The 22909-nt window shown below is 37.5% G+C and carries 21 protein-coding genes; 3 read left to right on the forward strand and 18 right to left on the reverse strand.

Going from position 1 to position 22909, the window contains the following annotated elements; all coding sequences use genetic code 11:
• Positions 1-216: 216 nt before the first annotated feature.
• Together ACQKMF_RS10865 and mscL are read left to right on the forward strand one after the other, a co-directional pair.
• Positions 217-609, forward strand: a complete 393-nt coding sequence (locus tag ACQKMF_RS10865; protein WP_427573074.1) for a DUF2306 domain-containing protein — start codon at positions 217-219, stop codon at positions 607-609.
• 494 nt (positions 610-1103) lie between these two features.
• Entirely contained in the window at positions 1104-1502 is a 399-nt protein-coding gene (mscL, locus tag ACQKMF_RS10870) for a large conductance mechanosensitive channel protein MscL (RefSeq protein WP_427573075.1), read from the forward strand.
• A gap of 293 nt (positions 1503-1795) precedes the next feature.
• Here the strand turns inward: mscL and ACQKMF_RS10875 are convergent, their stop codons facing one another.
• The 16 genes from ACQKMF_RS10875 to ACQKMF_RS10950 form a co-directional block, all read right to left on the reverse strand.
• A complete protein-coding gene (locus ACQKMF_RS10875) occupies positions 1796-2746 on the reverse strand; it encodes a sugar phosphate isomerase/epimerase family protein (RefSeq protein ID WP_427573077.1) in 951 nt (316 codons plus the stop codon).
• Between the two features lie 96 nt (positions 2747-2842).
• Positions 2843-3163, reverse strand: coding sequence for a DMT family transporter (locus tag ACQKMF_RS10880; protein ID WP_034313134.1), 321 nt, complete (start codon positions 3161-3163; stop codon positions 2843-2845).
• Positions 3164-3201: 38 nt separating this feature from the next.
• Positions 3202-3531 (reverse strand): DMT family transporter, encoded by a 330-nt coding sequence (locus tag ACQKMF_RS10885; protein WP_427573079.1) that lies wholly within the window; start codon positions 3529-3531, stop codon positions 3202-3204.
• Positions 3532-3560: 29 nt separating this feature from the next.
• Positions 3561-4433, reverse strand: coding sequence for a Cof-type HAD-IIB family hydrolase (locus ACQKMF_RS10890; RefSeq protein WP_427573081.1), 873 nt, complete (start codon positions 4431-4433; stop codon positions 3561-3563).
• Positions 4434-4534: 101 nt separating this feature from the next.
• Positions 4535-5317, reverse strand: a complete 783-nt coding sequence (locus tag ACQKMF_RS10895; RefSeq protein WP_034313142.1) for a DeoR/GlpR family DNA-binding transcription regulator — start codon at positions 5315-5317, stop codon at positions 4535-4537.
• Between the two features lie 26 nt (positions 5318-5343).
• The gene (locus ACQKMF_RS10900; RefSeq protein ID WP_427573083.1) at positions 5344-6357 is read right to left on the reverse strand and encodes an ABC transporter ATP-binding protein; all 1014 of its coding nucleotides are present in this window, start codon (positions 6355-6357) and stop codon (positions 5344-5346) included.
• Positions 6358-6425: 68 nt separating this feature from the next.
• Complete coding sequence (locus ACQKMF_RS10905; RefSeq protein WP_034313149.1) at positions 6426-7229, reverse strand: ABC transporter permease; 804 nt, start codon at positions 7227-7229, stop codon at positions 6426-6428.
• A complete protein-coding gene (locus tag ACQKMF_RS10910; RefSeq protein WP_098936008.1) occupies positions 7226-8080 on the reverse strand; it encodes an ABC transporter permease in 855 nt (284 codons plus the stop codon). Before ACQKMF_RS10910 ends, ACQKMF_RS10905 begins: the two co-directional genes overlap by 4 nt.
• A gap of 100 nt (positions 8081-8180) precedes the next feature.
• Positions 8181-9014, reverse strand: a complete 834-nt coding sequence (locus ACQKMF_RS10915) for an alkaline phosphatase family protein (RefSeq protein ID WP_427573086.1) — start codon at positions 9012-9014, stop codon at positions 8181-8183.
• Positions 9004-10116: an ABC transporter substrate-binding protein gene (locus ACQKMF_RS10920; RefSeq protein ID WP_251543804.1), complete on the reverse strand. Its 1113-nt coding sequence runs from the start codon at positions 10114-10116 to the stop codon at positions 9004-9006. The genes ACQKMF_RS10915 and ACQKMF_RS10920 overlap by 11 nt, the downstream gene beginning before the upstream one ends.
• Before the next feature lie 764 nt (positions 10117-10880).
• A complete protein-coding gene (locus tag ACQKMF_RS10925; protein ID WP_427573088.1) occupies positions 10881-12461 on the reverse strand; it encodes a hydantoinase/oxoprolinase N-terminal domain-containing protein in 1581 nt (526 codons plus the stop codon).
• Positions 12461-13555 (reverse strand): DUF917 domain-containing protein, encoded by a 1095-nt coding sequence (locus ACQKMF_RS10930; protein WP_377331647.1) that lies wholly within the window; start codon positions 13553-13555, stop codon positions 12461-12463. The genes ACQKMF_RS10925 and ACQKMF_RS10930 overlap by 1 nt, the downstream gene beginning before the upstream one ends.
• Positions 13556-13581: 26 nt before the next feature.
• Positions 13582-14901, reverse strand: a complete 1320-nt coding sequence (locus tag ACQKMF_RS10935) for a purine-cytosine permease family protein (protein ID WP_427573091.1) — start codon at positions 14899-14901, stop codon at positions 13582-13584.
• 159 nt (positions 14902-15060) lie between these two features.
• A complete protein-coding gene (locus ACQKMF_RS10940) occupies positions 15061-15768 on the reverse strand; it encodes an aspartate/glutamate racemase family protein (protein ID WP_427573093.1) in 708 nt (235 codons plus the stop codon).
• A 241-nt stretch (positions 15769-16009) separates the two neighbouring features.
• On the reverse strand, positions 16010-16618 hold the full coding sequence (locus tag ACQKMF_RS10945; protein WP_427573095.1) for a TetR/AcrR family transcriptional regulator: 609 nt from the start codon (positions 16616-16618) through the stop codon (positions 16010-16012).
• Positions 16619-16955: 337 nt separating this feature from the next.
• Entirely contained in the window at positions 16956-17765 is an 810-nt protein-coding gene (locus ACQKMF_RS10950) for a nitrilase-related carbon-nitrogen hydrolase (protein ID WP_427573097.1), read from the reverse strand.
• A 217-nt stretch (positions 17766-17982) separates the two neighbouring features.
• On the opposite strand from ACQKMF_RS10950, the gene ACQKMF_RS10955 reads away from it, so the two are divergent.
• Complete coding sequence (locus ACQKMF_RS10955; protein ID WP_427573099.1) at positions 17983-19386, forward strand: amino acid permease; 1404 nt, start codon at positions 17983-17985, stop codon at positions 19384-19386.
• A gap of 297 nt (positions 19387-19683) precedes the next feature.
• Here ACQKMF_RS10955 and ACQKMF_RS10960 read toward each other — a convergent pair whose 3' ends face one another.
• Both ACQKMF_RS10960 and ACQKMF_RS10965 read right to left on the reverse strand, forming a co-directional pair.
• Positions 19684-20544, reverse strand: a complete 861-nt coding sequence (locus tag ACQKMF_RS10960; RefSeq protein ID WP_427573101.1) for a MurR/RpiR family transcriptional regulator — start codon at positions 20542-20544, stop codon at positions 19684-19686.
• Between the two features lie 215 nt (positions 20545-20759).
• Positions 20760-22133, reverse strand: coding sequence for an aspartate aminotransferase family protein (locus ACQKMF_RS10965; RefSeq protein ID WP_427573103.1), 1374 nt, complete (start codon positions 22131-22133; stop codon positions 20760-20762).
• Between the last annotated feature and the right edge of the window lie 776 nt (positions 22134-22909).

The following is a 22909-nucleotide window of genomic DNA, read 5'->3' on the forward strand; positions in this document are numbered from 1 at the left end:
TGTATAGAAACTCATCTGCCATAACTGAATTGATTTTTTCTTTGAAAATTAACATTCATATTTTTGGTAAATATTTGTATTATAATAAAATAAATATATAATCTGTTACATTTTGATAAAGATTATTTAACGAAGGGAAGATTGCTTATCTTTAAGACCATTCTGTTCATTCACATTTGCGCTGGAGCAATATGTCTTATTAGTGGAATAGGTGCTATGTCTTCAAAGAAAAAAAGAGGTATGCATACAATTTGTGGTGAAATTTATCACAGTGCATATGTTGTAGTCTTTGTCACATCCCTGACTATGGCAATATTGAATTGGGAAAGCAGCGCATATCTATTTTTCATTGGAATATTTTCATATTCTTTCGCATTTATAGGCTATGTAGCTGGTAAGAAGAAATGGAAAAACTGGACTGTATCTCATATTAGCGGGATGCTCGGTTCCTATATCGCTATTTGTACAGCAATTCTTGTAGTAAATGTATCCAATATAACTATCTTCAATGAATGGAACCCATTAATTTTTTGGTTTCTTCCAAGCATTATAGGTTCCCCTCTGATATTGTTGGTTGGAAAGAAGTATAAAAAATCCAAATCGATCTAAGTTCAGTCCAAATACCTCATATTAACAAATACCATTTAACAAATCCCAAAACAAAAAAGCCCTCTCATTAAGAGAAGGGCTTTTAACAATGGAGGAGTACCACTTAGGGGGTAGTACAATAATATAATTATCGCCAAACGAAAACATTTATATTCACCCCCTTCCTCAAGTTGGTGAAAACGGCCTTACGTGACATTGAAAATTGACGCCTTAGTCGTTCCCACTCTGCCCTTCCATTACTTTTTTGCTTTGTTCCAAGACCTTTCTTAAATCCTTCTTCAATAAGACGTTTTATTATAGCGGCTCTTTAATGGTTTCGAATGGAAAATAGCGTTTTATCTCCTTTGATCGGAGTGTCGTGATTGGCATTATATTAACGGATTAAACGGATGGATGGTCCTATCTTTTGAATTATGGATGCCTCTTACACTATTTAATTTTCACCATGTTTCTGATATGCTTTTATCAATTGAAATAAGAAAGGTGTAGTTACAATGTTAAAGGAATTCAGGGAATTTATTACCAAAGGAAACGTTCTCGATCTTGCGATAGCTGTAGTAATGGGTGCTGCTTTTGGAAAGATCGTTTCATCACTAGTAGATAATATTATCACACCGCTAATTGGAATTTTATTAGGTGGGGTCAATTTTTCTTCGTTATCTATCACAGTTGGAAAAGCTGTTGTTCAATACGGTAAATTTGTCCAAGCTGTGATTGATTTCTTGATCATTTCATTTGCGATTTTCATGTTTATGAAGATAGCGAATTCTCTTATTAGAAAAAAACAAGCGAACGAGGAAGAGGTATTGGATGCGGTACCGGCATCCGAGCAATATTTAAAGGAAATCCGTGATCTTTTACAAAAAAATTCACGGCAGGATGAAACATCATAAGTATAATACTGAATCAGTAAAAGTGTAGAAATAGCCAAAAATTCACTAAAGAATTAGATAAAGCCCCTCTCTTAATTGAGAGGGGCTTTTTAATGTCATAATGAACTACGTATCCGTTACTATAACAAGACAAGCGACACTTATTAAATAACCGTGTGTCGGAATTCGTAAAGCAAAGTGACAGTAATGTTGGCAATCAAAAGTGGCTCTCTATCAACCCAATAGCAAGTACTGCTGTAATAATTTTTATTATATGAACAGAATTATACAACACCCCTGCTTCTACATATTATTTATCGGCAATATTTATCCCGTAAGGCAAGGGTATACTTAACCGATTGTACTGTACCTTTTTCTTGATCTTCAATCATTTGTTCTAAAAGTTCTTTTGGAGGATAATAGTAATCCAATGGTTTAATGACACTTAAATCATATGGAGGTTGTTCGACTTTGAAAGCTCCTTCTCCAACCGCAAAGACTCCGCCAGCACCAAGCTCTCTCTTAAAATTAACAGCATATGGAAAACACATTTCAACGTTGATTCTAGTTAGGGTAGATTTCTCAACAAGTATTTTAAAACACTCTTCTGTATCAATATTGCCTGTCCCTACTGGTACACCACATACCCTATAATCCTCGCCATCATGAATGATAATATGATCTTTAAAATGGGTTGTGAATGCATATGGCGCTAATTTTCTTACAGCTTCAACCGGATCCTCCCATGCCATCATTCCGTTTCCCACATCACAATGAGCACTAACCCAAGGGCTGTTTACTTCATTTATTATTTGGATAACCTCATTTGTTAACTCTTCCTCATGATTTTCCACAGCTAGTTTTATCCTGTATTTCTCCAATAGTGGTACAATTTTTTTTATATCTCCTGGTGCTTTTTTCAATCTTTCCGGATCATACTCTCCCAAGCATGTATACGTACGAATCACATCCGCTCCCATTCTATGTGCTGCCTTAATGACTTCTTTTAGATGTTCCGGATCGCTTCCATTTGTGTCTATTTCAGCGAAAAATCCATACTTTTGAATTTCTTTTCTTACTCTCTCTAAATATTCCGGTTCAAATGATTCTAAAGTGCCCCATCCTGACAACCCTGGCCATGGAACAATATTGATCATGACTCCGTCTAATCCCAATTCAGCTGTTTTTCTGATAAAACCGAAAATATCCATTCGCCCTGTAATAAATTGCAAGTGATAGCTTTCTGTTTCTAATCCAATTTTCATTTTTTCCCCACCTTCAATTAATTATTTAATTTTTTTGTTGATTTTCTTTTTTCTTGTTTACGATTTTATCTAGCTGTTTCAAAAAGTCTTTTTCGATTAATGTCCAGAAGTCATTTTAATACCTATAGCGCCTACAATGATACAAATAATGAATAGGTTTAATCTTAAACTTCTAGGTTCATTAAAGAAGATCATTCCTGCTAAAACACTCCCAACTGAGCCGATACTGGTCCATATTGCATAGGCAGTACCCACTGGAAGTGAAGTTAATGACAAGGATAGAAAATAAAAGCTTAAACTACCCAAAAAAAGACACGCTACAGAGGGGAGCAATTTTTTAAAGCCGTCTGCACGCTTCAGGCTAATAACACTACCAATCTCGGCAAATCCGGCAATAATAAGAAAAAACCAAGCCATTGAATCATCCCCTAACCTTGTATATCAGTTCATTTCCTTTAATGTTTAGGCTCTGCTGGATTTACTTTTATTCCAATTATTCCTAATAAAATTAAAACCATAAAAAATACTTTCAGTGGATTAATCGTCTCACCCCAAAAAAGCATCCCAATCACTACAGTTCCAACCGTTCCCAATCCAGTGAAAATGGCGTAACCAGTTCCTAAGGGTATTGAATGTAAAGCTTTTGAAAGTAAAAAGAAACTAAAGATTATAATAACTACCGTAAATATACTAGGTATAATTTTGGTGAATCCGTATGAATGTTTAAGACCAATCACCCAGACAATTTCCAAAAGTCCTGCCATTATGATATATATCCATGCCATTTTATCGCTCTCTCCTTTGGCATTGACACTTATTTTTGAACCACGAAGTTCTCCATATATCGATAAATTGCATAAGCTACCCCATTTTCATCATTATTAAGGGTTGTCTTTGTACAAACAGTTTTTATGACATCTTTTGCATTTCCCATCGCTACGCTGTATCCAACTTTCTGGAACATGGATAAATCATTGTTGCTGTCCCCGATTGCCATTGCCTTATCTAATGAGCCATTCATCAAGTAAGCCAATTTTTCAAGGGCTATTCCTTTTGAAGCTCTTTTACTGGTAATTTCAATGTTATGATCAGCAGATGAAACGACCATCAACTCATCAAACTTTTTGAATTGGTTCCAGGCTTCCTCTAATTTATTTTCATCAAAAGAACATGCTAAAATGTTATAGAATTCTTCCTCCTGTTTTAAGATATCATGATAGTTTTCAACTAAAACATATCCAAACTGGTCAAATTGCCTTTCCGCTATTTCAACTAATTCTTTCATATCTGGATTCAAATCTGCGCTTTTCAAACTTTTAATCTCGTTATGGAAATGTTCTCTTCCTTTTTTAAGAGTATAGATGGCTTTATCAGTGAACACTTCGTAATAATAATTCCGTTCATCTAACCATTGGAGAATGGATTCAACACGATCTTTAGTTATCGTAATAGAAGAAATGCACTTTGCGCTTTTTGAATGAATGGTTGCTCCATTTGTCCCGATTACAAATGGGGATATCCCGGCTTTTTCACATATTGTTTGAACGTCAAAATAAGCCCGTCCTGTTGAAATAACTACTTCAAAGCCTCTATTTTGGGCATATTGAATCGCCTTTATATTTTCTTCACTAATTTCATTCTGGTCGTTTAATAATGTTCCGTCTAAGTCTATCGCAATGAAACTCATGCTATATAGCTCCTTTTCATTCTATCTATTAAATTTTCTTTCTAGCTTTTTTTGCTGCTATCAAAAAAAGAGAGTACTCCCTCTTCCATCTCTTTTATGGGCTATGCTTGAATCCAATTGACTTCCTCTAATTTTGAATCATTTCTCCATTCCTCTGGAAATGGCTGCTCGCAGACAATCACATCTACTTTTTCTAGAGGACAAACTTTACAAAAGGTGTCGACACCAATTTTAGAGTAATCCGTTAGCAATATGACTTGCTTTGATACCTCGACCATTTTGCGTGAAACTAATGTTTCACGTAAATGATAATTACTAACACCACTTTGAATGGAAACACCGCCAGCTGAAATGAACGCTTTATCGATATTAAATTGATTTAACATTTGTTCAGTGAGACCCCCACATATAGATTGATGCTTTGGATCAATTTGTCCTCCCAGTAATAGAATTTGTCCTGTAAACTTATTTTGATTGAGCAATTCAGTCAACACAGACGACACAGGAAGAGAATTGGTTAAAATCGTAATGTCTTTTTTATTTTCAATACACTGGGCAAATTCAAGCATGGTTGTACCTACATCAATGGCAATCACATCTCCGTTGGAAATGAGTTCCACCGCTTTTTTCCCAACCTTGATTTTCGCTTCTTGATTCACCGTTGTACGCTGTGTAAATGGAGGCTCCTCAAATTCAAAGACTGTTTTAATCGCTCCACCGTAAACCCTCTTTAACAGTCCTTTTTCCTCTAATATCATCAAATCGCGTCGAATCGTTTCCTCTGAAACATTAAATTGATCAACTAATTCTATTACTTTTACTTTTCCCATTTTGTTAAGTTCTTTTAAAATTTCATTCTTTCTTTCTTCAGGCAAAACAGACATATTTCTCCCCCTAAATCATCAATACTTTATAACATAATGCATTCTTTCTTCGGTACAAGAATTTGAACGCGTGCTCCTTGCTCAAACATTTCCCCACGGTGGTGAAGATAGTCTACATGAAAAGCGCACTCCTCTGTTTCTACTTCATATCTTAAAACATTACCTGCCATGGAAACATCTTTAATAAATCCTTTAATCCCCCAATTCCCTTGTAAGTCCAAGCTGTCCACACCAACAGAAACTAATTGTAAAACTTCTGGACGAATGGCAACTTCATTCCCTTTTAATTCTTTGGTACGAACAAGTTTTCGGAAAACTTCCATATTACAGACATTATAATTCCCGATAAATTTTGCAACAAATGTATTGACTGGAGAAGTATAAATTTCTGAAGGAGAACCGGATTGAACAACTTGTCCTTTATTCATGACAAAAATTCGATCAGACATCGTCATTGCTTCTTCCTGATCATGTGTAACAAAAATAGTTGTGATATCTAATTCTTTCTGTATTCTCTTTAATTCTTTTTGCAAACTTTTTCTAATTTTAGCATCTAATGCGCTTAACGGCTCATCCAGAAGCAGTACTTTTGGCTCCATGACAAGCGCACGGGCAAGAGCAACCCTCTGCTGTTGTCCACCAGATAATTGATGAGGATAAGACTCTTCTTTTCCTATTAAATCAACCATATCAATCATATTTTTCACTTTTGACTTAAGATTTTTCACCTTTTTCATTTTAAGGCCGTAAGCGATATTATCAAAAACATTCATATTCGGGAAAAGCGCATAAGACTGAAACACCATTCCGACTTCACGCTGACGCGGTGATAAATCAGTAATATCTTTTCCATCAATTAAGATTCTTCCTACATCAACGTCTTCAAGTCCCGCAATGGAACGTAATAATGTACTTTTTCCGCACCCGCTTTGCCCAAGAAGTGTAGCAAATTCACCTTTTTTTAATGTTAAAGAAATATTATTTAAAACTAATTGATTGTCATATCCCTTAGTCACTTGTTCGATGGTTACATAGCTCATTAATTTTCACCTTCTAAAGTAGTATTTTATGACGGTATTTTTCTTAAAAAAATGAAGGAATTCGCTTCTTATTTTGACCCGACAGGATTTCTTTTGTTTCTAAACGTAAGCTTTAATACAGTCCCCGTTAAAAGTAAAATCATTGAATAATAGGTAATAACAATTGCACTTGTTAAGTGACCACTGCTGTTTAGTTTGTCGGACAGATAAATTTGAAGGGTTTCGAATCGGCCCCCGACAAGCAAATTGGCAAAAGCAAACTCACTAAATAAAAGAGAGACAGATAATAAGGTAGACACTAAAATTCCAGATATAATATTTGGAAACACCACCGTACGAAAGGCTTGGAATTTTGTGGCACCGAGTAATTCAGCTGCATCAACAAGTTGTACAGCATTAAGCGTACGAAGGCTGTTACGAATTCCTTGATACATAAATGGTAGAATGGTTATGAAATAAGCACCAATTAAAATCCAAGGTGTTCCGGCAATTTGAATCGGTCCAGCAGAATATAGCTTGATTAATCCAACGGCTCCAACAATCGGAGGAACTCCATAAGGAAGCATGGCTGCGGCTTGGAGCAATCCTTCCCATTTACTGAAATATACCGTGATAATAAAAATTGTCGGAAGCATAATAACAACACTAAGACCTACAGACATGACAATTAAAAACAGTGTTCGTCGGAAAGCATCATAAAACCGTTCATCTTGAAACAATTCAATATACCATTTCAGCGTATAACTCTCAGGTAAAATCGTATGATCCCATTTACCAGCAATCGAGAATAAAAGTGTTCCTACAAGCGGAATTAATAAATATATAACTAGTAATCCAACAAACAATTTATGAAATGTCAATGAAGACTTCATCGTAAATCCCTCCTAACTCTACGCATCATTCGTTCATTGAACCACATCGCCCCTATCATGGTCGTTGCTAGAAGGACTCCCAATGCACTACCTAGCTGTGGCTTTAATGCAACATCACTAGCAACTAGAGAAGCAATTTGCAATGACAATATGTTATAGTTGCTGCCCACCAATGCATAGGCTGTTGCGTAGGCTCCCATCGCATTAGCAAACAAAATACTGAATGTACCTACAATACTAGGTAAAAGAACTGGAACCCCTATCCGAAGCCAAAATGAAAATGTTGACCCTCCTAATAATGAAGATGCTTCTTTCCATTGTTGCCTAATTCCTTGATAAGACGGGTAAATGAGCATAACGGCAAGCGGAATTTGAAAATAAATATAAACAAGAATGAGGCCTGTCCAGGAATATAAATTAAAATCTGCAAACAGGTCCCAACCAATCTTGGCAAATAGCAACGTAAACAACCCATTGTTTCCAAGTAAGATAATATATGAAAATGAAAGGGGAATCCCTTCAAAGTTCGACGTCATATTGGTAACCATCAGTAGTCGGTTTTGTATTTTTTGAGAGAACTTTGTAAACGAATAGGCTGCAATGACTGCTACAATCACAGAAGTTATAGCAGAAAACAAGGAAATGACCAGGCTATTTTTAATGGCTTGTAAGTAAAATTCACTTTTGAATATGGTTAAGTATTGATCAATCGTAACTTGAATTCCATCATCTGCATAAAAACTGTTTTTAATCATTGCCACTAATGGTCCTATCTCAAATCCAATCACAAACATAATAAATGGCAGTAAAAGAGCTAATAAGTAAATTTTTTGTTTTTTTATTTTTCGCAAGACTTCTCGCTCCTCTATGTTCTCTAACAATTTGGGAATTGGTCTAACAGTACATTCGTTAAACCAATTCCAGTCAATCTTGAATCATCAATTAATGTTTTTACAGGGTGACTTTTCCTTTCAAACCTGGAAATTGATATGAAATCATTTTATCGGACGGCTTAATATTTAATAGTTCACAAACGAGCGGTGCAAAAGCTAATTGCGGAACCACTTCACCATAAATGCCAGGCTCAACTTTTGGACTAATGATAAAGAGCGGTACATCACGTTCACCATCAGTTATGCCGCCATGGTTGCCATATTCACTCATGCCATGATCCGATGTAATTAATATGTGGTAACCTTCTTTGATCCAAATTGGCAATAGTTGTGCCAACAAGCTTCCCATTTTTAGGATTTGCTCACGATATTCTTTTGATTCCGAGCCAAAAATTTCTCCTTTTACATCTACACCGAGCGGATGAATATATAAAAAGTGAGGGTCATACTTTCTGCGTAAAGCTTCTGCATCCATTAACACATGGCTATCTGGATAGTCATCGTCCCAATAAAATTTTCCGTATTGAATTGGATTGGATTCATCTTCTTGCTCACGGTCTTCAATAAAATGGAATGGCGCACGATTATAAAGTTCACTTACCCAGTAATAGGACACTGTTCCGTTTCTTAACCCGTTTTCTTTCGTAAGATGAAAGAGACTTTTCTCAGTAGATAAACGAACGGCTTGATTGGACGTAATCCCATTTATTGAAGCCGGCGTACCTGTTAACAACACTTCATATAATGGACGGGAAAGACTTGGAAGCTCCGACTTAACTTTGTAAAGTGACGCTTGATTCGTTTCGACTAAATGCTGAATAAATCCCAGCGCTTCGCATGCTTTATCGTATCTCATACCATCAACAACAATTGCTATTACTTTATTTGACATGGACTAACACCTCTTCTTGCCAAATCTGAGGTAAATTTTTAGCCGTTTCTTCCCAAGCTTTGTAATCTTCAATTGGTTTTGCATTTTTGTACTGTTCTTCTGGAACCATTTTTTCAGCTACTTCTTTCGGAAGTTCTACATCGCGAATTGGACGGGCAAATCCTTTAGCTAAATTAATTTGTCCTTCATCGCTTAAGATATATTCTCTAGTTGCCATCGCCGCATGCGGATGCTTTGCAAATTTGTTAATAATGGTTGCGTAGCCGCTTACGACTGAACCTTCACTTGGAATGGTCACTTCAAATTGATCGCGGTTAATTTGGTCAGCGTAACCAAGAGCATTGAAATCCCAAACAAGTGCAACTTCCACTTCCCCTTTTTCGATGTTAGCCGGCTTGGCATCAGTCAAGCTGAGGCGGCCTTGCTTGGCAAGCTTAGCAAAATAGTCAATTCCTGGTTGGAGATTTGTTTCATCACCTCCGTTAGCGATAGCGGCAGCAAGTACGGCCATTTGATTCTGTGTACCACGCTGAACATCTCCAACTGTTACTTTATAATCCCCTTTTAATATGTCATCCCAAGATTTAGGCGGGTTATCTACTAATTCTTTATTAGTAAAGAATGCAATCGTTCCTTGGTAGCCAACAACCCAATCTCCATTGTCATCTTTTGCCCACTCAGGTACCTCGTCCCAATAGGAAGTTTTATATGGCATCGTTAATTCTTTTTGTTCCGCGATTGGCCCAAAGGACATCCCTACATCGCCGATATCGGCTGTTGCATTCTCTCCTTCAGATTCCATTTTGGCAATCTCTTCGGCACTGGACAAATCTGTATCATTGTGTTCCAATGTATATTTTTTCATCACTTCATTCCAAGATTCGCCCCAGTTAGCCCATGAATCAGGCATACCGACACTATTAATGGTTCCCTCTTCTTTTGCCTTTGTTTCAATTTCTTTCAAGGTTAACGAACTTGGATCCTTAACCACTGGAGCAGCCTCCTCATTAGTAGCTCCACAAGCAGCTAATCCCAGTACACTCACCCCTAACATCAAAGCTTGAATAGACTTGTAACAATTCTTCTTGAATGTGCGATTCATAAAAAGTACCTCCATTTAGTGTGGAATCTTTAATGTTCATTACTGTTTATTACGGTTTAATCATAATCAGTAAACATTAATTCCACATAAACCAAATGTTAAGATTTTGTAAATCAGCTCTAATTTCTCCTACTCATCAGCTTTTATCTTCATAAGCATTAACAACAGTCCGCAAACAGGACCAAGTAAAGGCAAGTCTATAAAAGAGAATGTGAAAAATTTCCATTAAAAACATATCATCCTTTTCCCCTTCTTTTTAGCTCGCCGTTAACAAAACTCCATATTAGCTAAATACCTTTTCATACAAAAAAACTCTCTTGATACAAGAGAGTTTTACATAGATCTTATTAAACAGATAGAATTATCAATGTGGCTATATAATAATTGTTCTGGGCGGAGTTTTTATGCCTCATCCATTCCCCAATTATAGCGCACACTACTAAACTGACAATTACAATATAAAAGTCTTTAATCTTCAAAGCCATGTCGAGACTATGAATTATAACAGCCACAACAATTACAACTATCACCGTTTATTTCATATGATCTGGAATTCTTCTTTCAAAAGCCCAATTACTGTTCCGAGCACTATACCTAGTGCATTAGCTGAGGAAGCCCTTTTTTACCTTTTCTTGTAGAAATCCCATTAACTTTCGTACAATAATTCGTCAATTCCACTATCCTTAGCGCTTTTCTTTTTCCACTTATTTAACTAAAGGGAAGCTTCCTCCGTACAATGAAAAGCTCCTTCCCCTCTGCCTAGACTACACCATTTCATTCATTTCAGACTGGGCTAAATCACCAGCGGCTTTCACACGAATACGGGTTGCATTCCCAGGCATATATGCTAAAGGTACATCTTCTATGTCGACAATAACAAGCGATTGAGGATCGGCTCCAGCACTGATCGCTTCTGACATCGCTATTTCCTTTGCCTGTTCCAATGCTGTTTCCCTTCCTATTTCAGCTAGTGCATATACTTTTTCAATCTGCCCGCTAACCTGGGAGATGGCCGACCCAATGGCATTTGCTACTCCTGAATGTAATGGGCGTATGACTTCAGATGCACCTTTTAATTCCTCAGGTAAGAGGATGCTTCCACCCCCAACGAGAATGACAGGCACTGGTGCAGCACTTGTTTTCATCTTATCGATAGCTTCTTCAACCAGATTGACCATGCTTAAATAGATACTATTTAATAGTTCCTTATCAAGGTGAGCAACTTTTGAAGCATCCCCAAGTTCCACTTTTCCAAGAGCCACAGCAACATCCGTTGTTGTTAAAGTATCACCTCCGAAAATCAAGGCTTTTTCTGGCAGTCGGTAACCGACACTGTCTGGTCCAATCGTGAACTCTCCATTTTCTCCTATGCGGATTATTGTGCCTCCTCCAAGACCAATCGAGATTAAATCAGGCATCCGGAAGTTTGTTCTGGCTCCTCCAATCTCTACTGCCAAAGAAGATTCCCTTGGAAACGATTGAACGAGAACACCGATATCCGTAGTTGTTCCCCCAACATCTAAAACGATTGCATCGGATAATTCACTCAAATAGGATGCTCCCCTTAAAGAGTTAGTCGGACCGCAAGCAACAGTGAAAATAGGGTATTTAACTGCATATTCAATTGACATTAATGTCCCATCATTTTGGCAAAAGAATACTTTTGCCTCAATTCCTTCATTCTTCAGTGCATTGATGAATCCGTCCGCAGTCGTTTTAGCAACATTCACGACAGCAGCATTAAGAATCGTAGCATTTTCCCTTTCCAGTAAACCGACTGAACCAATTTCTGAAGATAAAGAAATTGAGATTGCTTCTCCGAGTACTTCTTTGAAAATTTCACTTGCTCTTTGTTCGTGTGTTTGCGATACAGGTGAAAAGACGGAAGTTATCGCGATGGAATCCACTTTCCCCTTGATTTCTTCGGCAATTTGATACAAATGGGCTTCATCTAATTCAACAATCTCCCGGCCATCAAATTCATGTCCGCCGCGGATTAGGTATACGTATTTTCCGAGGACTGCGCGAAGGTCATCAGGTACTCCGATAAGCGGTTTAACTGCTAAAGTAGCCGGAGCACCAATACGGATTATGGCGATATTGTTTAATCTCTTTCGTTCAACAATAGCATTTGTACAATGGGTCGTACCCAGCATTGCATATTTAATTTGCTCCCTCGGAACCTTTGCGTCATCGATTATTTTTCTCATTGCTGTATAGATGCCTATGGAAACATCCTCCGTTGTCGGTGATTTCGTTTCCGAAATGACCTGATTATATTGATCTAAAAGTACTGCATCTGTATGGGTTCCCCCGACATCAATTCCTATTCGATAAACGCCCATTATACTAGCCCTCCTTTTTTCATTAATTCTTCAACAGGTACATAACCGACTTCATAGCCAAAGTATTTTGGACCAACTGCTTCAATTCCCTTTTCCGTTCGCCACTTTGGATGGCATGGCATTCCGATTACCACGCATCTTGCTCCATATCTGATCCCTTCAGTAGTGATCGGCAAGCCTGTTTCTGCATCAAGCACGGCAATCAAATCTGGAGTGACACATAGCAAGCGTTCTTCTGTCTGTGCAATTAAATGTTCGTTTTGGAATCGCACCTCGAGTTTTTCTCCCTTATACTCATTGATTCCCTCAAATGTTGCCACACCTCTAGCAAATCCCGACTCTGTCTTGCGGTTGATGTCACTCACTTTTCCACGGAACAATTCAAACCCGTCTGCCTTATTCAACACTTCTTTTATTGGATCAACATTATTTTGCTTTGCAAGCCTGATCGTTTTGCCGATTTGTTCTTCTAAGGTCAGTATATTTTTAATTCCGCTTTCCTTAATATTCTTTCCTGTCATTGGATAAATCGCTGTCATTGTGGAACCGCCCATTTCAATCGTTGCGGCACGGGCAATCCTCTCTGTCCAGACATTGTTTATGGTTGAGAGCAGTGAAGTATTTCCTTTCTCATCCGCAAGCACCATCGGAGTAGCAGCAATTCCGTCCAAATAAAAAGTGACCATTTGCAATTCCGGAAATGCTCTCCCCATCCCATCAACATCCACCACAGGCAAGCCAAGCTTTGCAGCAAGTGCAAGGGGCACCATCGAATTCACTCCGCCTGCTTCAATCGGCATCGTTGCAAAAATCTTTTTTCCCAAATAAGATTCGAGGTTTTCGAAAGCTGCTGTTGCTTCTTCACCACTTGGAGCTTTTTCCAACATTACCGTCGGTGCTCCCATCATCGCGGAAGGAACCACTAATGCGTCATCAGGAACTTCATCCACATCCAACAATGTGATTTCCCCGTATTCTTCAATTGCCTGCAAAGCCATTAGTTTACCAATGTAAGGATCACCTCCTCCGCCTGTTCCAAGTAAAGCCGCACCTACTGCTATATCTTCAATTTCCTGTTTACCTAATTTCCTCATTTCCCCAAACCCCCGATTTTCAAAAATTATGATGCGATATGATCCCTATTCTCTTTTTTCCCTTTGATAGATTTTATTAATAACACACCTGCGTAATAGATAATGCCGCTTATTAAAAGGGAATTGATAGATGGTATGCCAACTGTAATATAATAGCCGCTTGCAAATCCTGCTGCCCAGGCAACTAATGTAACTGGATTCAGTTTTTCGGGCTCAGATGGCAATGTTCCTTTCTCTCTGCTTTCATCAAGAGCTTTTCGATACGTTTTCAGCACGAAATAATCAACCACCATAATTCCGGCTATTGGAGGTATCATGATTCCAAGTAAAACAAGGAAGTCTACAAATCTATCGAGAATGCCCATAATGGAAAGCAAAGTACCGATAGCACCAATTACAAGTGTTACGAGTCCTCGATTCATCTTGATCTTAAAAACAGAATCGAAAATATTAGTAAAGCCAAGAGAAGAGGAATATAAGTTTACGTTATTAATTTTCACTGTGGAAAAAACGACAACTGCAGCGCCAAGCCAGCCAGACGTTTGCAGCATGATGCTGACAACATCGCTCGTTTTTGCTGCATGGGCCATTAACACAGCGATCATTCCTACCCCAAGTTCACCCACTAATGTACCAATGGTAGTCATCCAAAAAACATCCTTGCCGTTTCGGGCAAACCGACTGAAGTCAGGTGTGATTACGGCACCAATAATGAATCCTCCAGCAACCATTGTTGCACCAACGCCAAGAGAAAGACTTTCTCCCGGAGGTGGCGTGCCCATTAAACTGAAAATGGAATGATCACCGAGAACTTGATAGATGCCAATCCCTACCACTAATAGAAAGGCAGGAACGGTAATTTTGGCTGTCATGCTCAATAGTTTAAAACCAAATATAACCAGTACAGTTACGCCTAATCCGGTTATGGCAGCTGCAATTGGGAGGGTCAATTTGCCGCCGGCAGCTTCCACCAAACCATTAGCAAAAACAGTGTTCTGCACTCCAAACCAGCCTATTGTACAAAAAGCGATGACCGCGCCAATGATACTCGAACCATACCTGCCGAATCCTGTCCAACGTGACAAAAGACTAGTTGAAAGGCCTTCACGTGCACCGGCATAACCGATTAGAAAACTTATAACCTGTAAAATGACACTTCCAAACATCATCGCCCAAAATGCCTGCCAAAAGGTCATTCCGTATCCTAATGCCGCACCCAGCATAAATTGGGAAAGTGTAGCTAGGGCACCAACCCTGACAATCATGATATCCCACATTGGCAATCTCGCATTTTGCGGAACTCTTGATAGAGAGTAATCGTCTCCCAACTTTGTATGATTTTCCATAAAATTCACCCCCTATGATTTACTCCTCAGCTTTATCAATCAACTTGGAGATTTCCCTGCTTTTTAATGCTCTTTTGTATGATGGATACAGTTTTTTATTTGAATATTCAGTTAATTATTTTCATATGAATAAAACCTTTTTAGTATCCTCTTAAAAGTCTATGAACGTTTTACTCTCTGTTTAGAAGGTGGCGTCATGTAGGTCAAGCGGCTTTGTTTAACTCCCATAGCAATTAAACTTTCAAGCATCTTTGTGGCTGCAAATGCGGGATCGATAACTGGAACATCATAACCTTTTTGCGATAATCGTTCCTGAAGCTCCGCTGCAACCCCCATAAAGCCTGTACATCCTAACACTAAAGCATGGGCATTATCCTGTTCAATCGCTTTTATCATTTCGTCAATCAATGCATTTTTTAACTTTTCCTTGTCTTGAACTTCCAGAACAGGAATATTTACATATCTAATAGAAGCGACATTCCCATCTACACCAAGAGTTTTGCTTATATTTTCAATCATAGGCACAACATTGGGCAGCACCGTTACAATAGAAAAGGATTTTGCTAATGAGCTCGCAACAAGCATGGAAGACTCACACGGTCCAACAACTGGGATATCCAATATTTCTCTTGCAGGCTTCACACCTGGATCTCCAAAACAATCACTAATTACACCCTGATACCCCTCTTCTTCAGCCTGCTTTGCTTTTTCCAGGAAATTAGGTATACATAGTGCTTCATCATATTCGCTTTCAATTGATTCAGGTCCATAATCAAGATTGCAAACTCCTACTTCAGTGTTTTCGGAAACATAAGATTTAATCTCTCTTCTAATTTCTTCATTAAAAATGTCCGATATAACCGGCATGATTACTTTAATTTTAATTGGAATACACTCCTTTATTTTTATTAGACCTGCTAAACCAATTTTATTTCTTTGTCATGATTTTATTATTTATATCACCCCCTTTTAGGCAACCATTCCGTTTCTGCCACTGTTTTACTTCATATTATTTCAAACCGTGGATATCTTCTTACTTTTTCCATCTTTAGAAATCATGTTTTAAAGACTTTCATATGTTCCCCTTAGACATTCACTTCCTTTTTGGCTATTCACTTTTGGACAGTGGCCCATATTTCCTCTCTATATCTCTAAACATGGAACTGATGAATCGATCTGCAATCTGAACTTGTTCCATTAAATCCTGTCCCTCATACAAGTTTATACCCCAGAATAATCCATTCCCGAGTAAAACAAATTGCTTAATGATTTGGTCCACTTCGTTAGTAGAAAGACTCGGATAACTCTGCCTCAAGAGATCCTCAAGTGAACTGACCATCCAATCATTAAAATGTAACAAATACTTTTGTAAATATAATTTAATTTCCGGAATGGGTGACGTAACCAACGATATATATGCCATAGTCCCTTGCTCATCATCTTTGTGGTATTTAACGATCCCATGAAGCATTTCACTAAATATCCGATCAACAGATCGTGAACTTGTTTCAGCTAAAATTCGTTTCATTTCAGCTAAATGGTTATCAAGTAAATGTTGAAATGCAGCGATAAATAATTCCTCTTTGTTTTTATAAAAAAAATAAATGGATGCTGGTTTTATTCGCACTTCATCCGCAATTTTCTTCATGGTAGCTCCTTGATATCCATGTAATGAATAATGCAAAAGAGCTGCATCTATTAATTCTTGCCTTTTCAATTCATCCCCACCTAACGTTTATTAGGTAAATTATAAAACGTATATTTCAGAAAAACAATAATTTTCTGATTTTTTGGTTGAATAACTAAAATTGTGATTAAAGGAGTTATACAGGAATCAACACATTGACCTTTAGACTGGAAATATTGTAATCTAATATGTTCTTAACGTTAATTCGAGAAAACCGATTCATGGTTCAAAAATCATTTTGCTTATAATTCCTAATAAAACAAAAAAGTCCATTTTTCATTTAATACTGAAAAATGGACTTTAATAAACTTTTATAAGATTCTAGTATGGACCCATATAATTCGTTTAATGAATTATGGAGAAAAATCTATTTTTCCCATTCAAATAACGAAGCATTTGGCCACAATTTCTTGTCTAAATCATCCAGATAAGGTACCTCTTTTCGGACCTCGGATATAATTGAAAAATCCACATCATGAATTAGAATACTCTGCTCTGTTCTTGAAGCTTCACATAGGACCTCACCGGTCGGAGCAACAAGTTTACTCTTTCCACAACTTCCCTCATTAACCGTGTTTACGCCAAGAATATAAACCGTATTATCAAGCGCACGCGCCGGAAGTTGAATATCCCATCTTGTTTCAGCTCCGTAACTCCATACTGAAGGAACAATAATAAGTTCTGCACCTTGAAGAGCTAGAATTCGGCTTGGTTCAGGAAATTCAATATCTGCACAAATAAGAACACCTATTTTTCCTTTCGATGTTTCTATTGCATTATAGACTTTCTCACCAGGAGTAAATATTTCCTTCTCTCTTCCCCATAAAAATGATTTTCGATAAGTGGCAATGACTTCCCCTGTTGACTCAATTACAGCTAAGGATATGTAAAGGTTTCCATTTTCCCCCTCAACAAAAGGTACGATGAGTATTACTTTTAACTCTTTAGCGAGCTTTTGAAATAATGAAACAGTCTCTCCAGTCGAAACCTCTTGCAGTGATTGGAATTGCTCCTTCGATAAATAGTAACCACTCACCCAAAGTTCAGGTAATACGATTAATTCAGCTCCCTGTTTAGCCGCCTCTACAACCATTTCCATACAATTTTTAATATTTTTATCCCTTTCTCCAGGGAACGCTTGTAATTGAACTGCAGCAACCTTAATCAACAAAAGCACATCCTTTTCTGCAAATGAAAATTATCAGATTTTTTAGAAACCTGTGTTTAATTTAATAATATTTTATTTCATTTAATTAAGCAATGATTATTTCTTTTAGTGTTTAATTTTGAATTTTTTATTTCAAAAAATCTAAAAATTGTGTAAACTATAATCAATCCAGTTTCGGTTAGGGTAATTGTAAACTTTTACACAAAATTTTTCAGGGAGGTCTTACATGAAAAAACAACAGAATGATTTAGAACAATCACTCAGTTCTCGTCACATGTCAATGATCGCTATCGGAGGCGTCATTGGTGCAGGTCTTTTTGTTGGTAGTGGCGCTGCCATACATAAGGTCGGGCCTGGCATCTTGGTTTCTTATGTAATTGCCGGTGTTTTAGTGTTCTTGATTATGAAGAGCCTTGGTGAAATGGCCACTTCGAATCCATCAAGTGGTTCATTTTCAGAATATGCCCGGGACGCAATTGGCCCTTGGGCAGGTACAACAGTTGGGTGGCTTTATTGGTTTCAATGGGTTGTCGTTATTGCCATTGAAGCCATTGCAGGTGCAGCCATCATCAATATGTGGTACCCAGGTATTCCTTTATGGTTTCTTGCTTTGGCCTTGACAATCGCTTTGACTTTAACAAATATCTATTCAGTGAAATCCTTTGGAGAATTTGAATATTGGTTTGCCATGATTAAAGTGGCGAGCATCATCGCCTTTTTGATTTTAGGCGTATCTTATATATTCGGATTTTCAGGAGAATCGACGGTTGGAATATCTAACCTCGTACAAAACGGGGGATTTTTCCCTAATGGTGTAAGTTCCGTCTTCGTGGGAGTCATCACTGTATTTTTCTCTTTTGCCGGTACAGAAGTAGCAACCATTGCAGCAGCTGAATCAAAGGATCCTGTTAAGTCTGTCTCTAAAGCTATTAATAGTACAATTTGGCGTGTCTTGATCTTTTATGTAGGCTCAATAGCCGTAGTTGTGACATTACTTCCTTGGAATTCTGCCAATGTATTACAGAGTCCATTTGTTGCTGTTTTAGAAAATCTAGGCATTCCTTTTGCAGCTCACCTCATGAATTTCATCGTATTAACTGCTGTTTTATCATGTCTAAATGCTGGATTATATACAACATCCCGAATGCTTTTCTCTTTAGCTAAAAAAGGGGATGCCCCTCAATATTTCAGTAAGTTGAATAATAATGGCGTACCTGCCAGAGCTGTTTTTGCAGCTACCATATTTTCTTATATTGCTGTAGTGATGAGTTATGTTTCGCCTGAATTAGTTTTTCTGTTTCTCGTTAATTCATCAGGAGCGATTATATTACTAGTTTATTTGGTTATTTCCATTTCTCAGTTGAGGATGAGAAATAGATTAGAAAGAGAGAATCCTGATGCTCTGAAAGTGAAGATGTGGTTGTTCCCATATTTGACATATGCGACGATCTTGGGGATTTCCATCATTTTAATTTCCATGGCTTTTATCGATTCTACTAGAAGCCAACTATATTCAACACTTCTACTAACTGTGGTAATCATTGTGTTGACTCATTTTTTCGGGAAAAAGAACATCAGTAGCACAGAGGAGTCAAGTAAACTATCCAGTAATTTGCCTCCATTGAAATAAGCTAAGGCAGATCATTTTGTGATTAAATAAGGCTGTTTTCGCATACTTTGTTGCTATTTACCAAGTAGTGCAGTGTGGTTGATTTCCCCTCCAGATGCTCGCTTTCCGCGGGGCGGGCGGTGAGCCTCCTCGGCGTAAACGCCTGTGGGGTCTCACCTGTCCCGCTGCTCCCGCAGGAGTCTCGCACTTCCGCTCCAATCAACCTTAAATAGTTTCTTTTAAAAACAACAATCTTTACGAAAAGAGCCTTAAATAAAAAGCCTTACTTTTCCAAGTGTGGAAAAGTAAGGCTTTTTTCTATTGCATTTTCTTTTTTTGAAAAACATCAAAATGACTCCAGATGTCTTCTAAAACTTCCAATCGATCGTGAATATCTTCCTGCTTTTCTTTTCCAACAAACATTATTAAAGCATTAATCAAGCTTAATGGTGCAACAAAAGAGTCAATAAAACTGGGCATCTGACTGGATGCTGTCAACGGAATGTCCGCATGAGGAATAAGCGGTGAGAGTAAATTATCAGTAATGGCAATTGTTGTCGCATTTTTTTCCTTTGCAAATGAAAACATTTGAATGGTACTTTTCGTATAACGATCAAAACTGACACCAATAACTACATCTTTTTCACTTAAATTATATAACTTTTCCGATGAATTCTCTAATGACTGTAGGAGTTCCACATTATTGAGAACTATTTGAAGATAATACTCCAAAAACACACCCAGTGAGGTCGCACTGCGGTTTGCGATAACATATACTCTTCTCGCTTGTAATAAGCATTTCACTGCATCATGGAATGCATCTTCATCCAATTTCTCCATAGTGGATTTTATGTTAGCGATGTCATCTTGGAAAACTTCGTATACCCCTGAAGACTCTTTATTGTAAACCTTTTGGGACATCTTTAATCGCTCTGTCGTTGTCAGCTGCTGCTTAACGGAATTCTGCATATACTGCTGCATCTCTGGATAGCCTGAATAGCCAAGCGAGGTTGCAAATCGCACAACAGTGGCATCACTGACCCCTGCCATTTTTGCTAATTTTCCAACTGTAAAAAAAGGAACGGTCGTTTGATTCTCTAATATATATGTAGCTATTTTCACGTGGGACTTGCTCATTTCCCCTATTTGTCCAGCGATGTTTTGATAGACGTTTGACATTAAAAAGAGCGCCCCTTTATTTATATTTATGTATTGCAGGAGTATCGAGTATTCCTTTTCTGTATGTTTTATATTTTAACAATAGGTTTTTTCATCCTTTGTTGTCAAGTTAATTGCAAGTATTATCGTGGGATAAAAAAAGACCAGATCAATAAAAATCGCTTTGATCAGGCCTTGTATAATTTACTTTTCATCTAGGACTTAGTTAAGCTGAATTATTTCAGGATCCGTCCAATAGCTTCGTCATGTACTTCCACAGTTCGAAGTATATCTTCATCCGTGTGTACAACAGACATCGAATAACGATTAAGCGGCTTAGTATAAATACCTAATTTTAATAACTCATAGTCAATTTCTTTTCTTAATTTCGTATTTGCCCTGCTCATATCACGATAATTTTTAATCGGACCTTCGGCTAAGATAATGTTAAAGATACTGCCCATACCGACTGTTTGCATGTTTAAGCCATGTTTTTTATACACATTCTCAAGTTCCTTACGTAAAGTTTGCGTCTTAGCAAACAAATCTTCCATTATTCCTTCTTGTTCTAATAAGTCAATAGTTGCTAAACCGGCAGCCAATATGGTTGGATGACCATTGTATGTTCCACTATGATATAAAGGATTTTGTTTATTTGTATTATCTGCACCAGCTGTTAAAATATCCCGTCCGCCTCTAGCTGAGGTAATCATCATTATTTCTTTTTTACCGCCGATGGCCCCTACTGGGAATCCGCCTCCCAGTACTTTTCCTAAGGTAGTAATATCCGGTTTAATGCCATATACTTTTTGAGCTCCCCCAATTGATATCCTGAATCCTGTTTTTACTTCATCGAAAATAAGCACTATATTAAGTTCTTCTGTTATTCTACGAAGTCCTTCCATAAACTCTTGTTCAGCAGGAATGAACCCTCCTTGAATTGGCTCTAAAATAACACCTGCTAATTCATGAGCATAGGCACGTAAAATCTTTTCGGTGGATTCTAAATCATTGAATGGAAGAATGATGGTATTTTCAATATAGTAATCTGGCATTCCTCTTGATTCTCCTACCGCTTTAGGAGCTGTTGCGTTTCCTGCTTGATCCATATCAGGGTTAACACTCACTAATACTTGATCATATCCTCCATGATAATGTCCTTCAAACTTCGCCAATTTCGGTTTTCCGGTATAAGCCACCGCGGTACGAATTGCGAGAAGTGTAGCTTCCAAGCCCGAATTCGTATAACGAACCATTTCAATACCAGGATATAACTCTACCAATTTTTCCGCCATTGTTGTTTCCATCTTGTGAGGCGTACCGAATATGGTAGTTCCAGACTCTATCATTTGTTTTGTCACAGCATCAAATACCTGTTGATGACCATGACCTAAAATAAGAGCTCCATAACATAATAAATAATCGATATATTCATTACCATCTACATCATATAACTTACTGCCTTTTCCTTTTTCCATCATTAGTGGATGTGGCGGGAAGTATTTAATATGTGCTGTAACACCGCCTGGAATCACTTCACAGGCTTTTTCAAATAGTTCAGCTGATTTATTTGTTTTTTCTGATAATAAAGAGTTGTTTTTCAGGATCATAATTAATTTCCCCTTTAAAAAATTATTATTTTCATTTAAATAGCATTGATTAAACAACCATACTTTAAGAAGATGAAGGACAGACAAGGTACACACTAGAAACTGCCTCGGCCAACATCATTTCCAACTTCTCACACTTCCTGTTCTAACCAATAGTAAATTTTCTCATTATTAAAATAAACATTTCATTATAAATTATAATATGAAATAAATATTACAAAGTCAAGGTTAATAAGGAGATTTTTGTTTATTTTTAAGATCTCTGAAATATAAATGCTAGCCGGATGAAGCGATTCAACGACTATTCAAAAAATCAGAAACAATTTCTCAATAACTAAGCTGTAAATCTGTTATTTTCGTCGGATATCTGACTTTAATGAGCAAACGCCAATTAAGCGCTCCAAGAAATGGGGCGCTTAATTGGCGTTATATATCATGCACTTCAATCATGTCTGTGTCTTCTTGGCCTCTCCCCCAGCAATTCTATACAACCGGCGTTATTTGGGTATGCTGGATTTATTACATATTTTTAGAGGTTTATCAGGCAGTGCTTCTGCATTGAACGGAGCTCAATTATATTGCTGATCTTTTAAAGCAAAGATTTTCTTTTTCGGTTACTATTACACCTTCTCCCTCCTTATAAATTTAAGGAGGGAGGGCCTTTAGCACGTTACATTTTTAAAATCAGTTTTTCACTTTTATATTTTGATTTTTGTTCTAATGAAGGAGAAAAAATTCGAAAATGAAATATTCGTTTCCCTCCAGAGGGGATGCAC

It is taken from the genome of Peribacillus sp. NPDC101480 (genome assembly GCF_050277335.1).
In the GTDB taxonomy this organism is placed as follows: domain Bacteria; phylum Bacillota; class Bacilli; order Bacillales; family DSM-1321; genus Peribacillus.